This is a genomic window from Allocoprococcus comes, from assembly GCF_013300725.1.
Classification (GTDB): domain Bacteria; phylum Bacillota; class Clostridia; order Lachnospirales; family Lachnospiraceae; genus Allocoprococcus; species Allocoprococcus comes_A.
Window position 1 is genome coordinate 1 of the sequence record NZ_JAAIMM010000074.1, and the last position, 1,627, is coordinate 1,627.

Genomic DNA, 1,627 nt, shown 5'->3' on the forward strand with positions numbered 1-1,627 from the left:
AACAGCGTCCGATGAAATTTTTTACAGTACCGGGTGACAGACTGAAAGAGTTTGCGAAAGAAGCCAAAGCGAGAGGTATCTTATATGTTGTCATCAAGGATAAGGTGAATCCGGACCAGACAGAAGTGATGGTATTTGCCGATGACGCAGCAAAGATGAACCGGGTATTAGACCGTATGAATCTGGACTTTGTAAAAGCAGAATCAGGATCTATGGTTACAGAAACAGTAGAAAAAGAGACTGCACCGGAACAGGCAGAGAACCAGATGGAACAAGCATCCGGGGAGAATGTACGGACAGAGACCGTTGTCCTGCCGGAAGGCAAGATAGAATTTGAACTGGACGATGCGGAAGAAATGTTTCAGATTGGAGATGAAGTTTTCCCAGAAGGAAATTTTACACAGGCGCAGGAGGGGGAAGTAAAGAATCCATCCGAACCTTTCTCGCGCAACAGAAATACTTCTTCCGGTCGGGAAACTAGCTGGGAAGAAAAAAATGAAAAACCATCTGTGCGGAAAGAACTCGGAGATATCCGCAAGGAGCAGGAAGAGAAACGTAAACGGCCGGACAGACGGAAAAATGCCAGAGAGAGACGGAAGAAACGTAAGAACATGAAAACGAAAGGCAGGTAATGAAAATGGATTTAACAGATATGATTTCAGGTGGAACGGAAGAACAGCAGGTTCCTGAACAGAAATTGACCAAGGAAGAATATGCAGCCAAGAAGCAGCAGGAAAGAGAAGAGGTATGGGCTGAAGTAGATTCACAGGCACAGGGAGTTTTTCAGGATGGAGAAAAACTGAAAGGCTTTCTGGATTTTATGGCAGAGTGTAATACACAGAGAACTCCGAATCTGCTTTTGATCTACGGACAGCATCCGGATTTTAAGGTGGTAAGGTCTTATGAACGCTGGAGAGAAGAACATCGTTCAGTAAAAGCAGGGGAGCATGGCATTACTTATATGATTTCCACTGAATACGAAAAAGATGGAGAAATGCGGAGAGGGTATACGATCGGAAAAGGATTTGACATCAGTCAGATGTCAGGAAAGCTATTAGAAGAACGCCCACAGCGAAGTCTGACAGAACTGGTAGGAGCTGTCTTAAAAGACCAGTCGGTGCGTGTACAGATTGAGGATAATCTGCCAGACAAAGTGCAGGCACAGTACAATCCGAGATACCGTACCATTTATATCCGCAACGGAATGAGTGAAGTAACGACATTCCATGCACTGAACCGGGAACTGGCATGTGCAGCACTGGACCAGCATACCGGGACCTACAGCCGACAGAAAGTCAGTGCACAGGCATATTGTGCGGCCTATGTGATTGCAAAACGTTATGGTGTGGATGTCACCGGATTCAATCTGGAGTATATTGCACAGAGGAATGAATGTGGAAAGAAAGATCCGCAGGAACTGAGAGACTTTTTAAATGATGTCCGTCAGGCTTCCTACAGTATACGAAACCATATCGAACGCAATTTTGGTGCAAAGGAACAGGAGTATATAACCGATAAGTTCGCAATCGGAGACCCTGTAAAAATACCGGAAACCAAGGATGAAAAACCATCTGAAAAAGCATCTGGAAAAGAGAAAAAAGCAAAGAGCCAGCCGGAACGATAAAAG

2 protein-coding genes are annotated in these 1,627 nt (G+C 44.9%); both read left to right on the forward strand.

The genetic code is table 11. The features are described 5' to 3' along the window. On the forward strand, positions 1-632 hold a 632-nt coding region (locus G4407_RS16000), incomplete at its 5' end, for a DUF3801 domain-containing protein (protein WP_173689668.1). Positions 633-637: 5 nt separating this feature from the next. Beyond that, positions 638-1,624 (forward strand): ArdC family protein, encoded by a 987-nt coding sequence (locus G4407_RS16005; RefSeq protein WP_173689669.1) that lies wholly within the window; start codon positions 638-640, stop codon positions 1,622-1,624. Positions 1,625-1,627 lie beyond the last annotated feature (3 nt).

Bases quoted from the DNA above. Each gene is read 5' to 3' on its own strand.
- G4407_RS16005 (WP_173689669.1), top strand. From the start codon at position 638: ATGGATTTAACAGATATGATTTCAGGTGGAACGGAAGAACAGCAGGTT.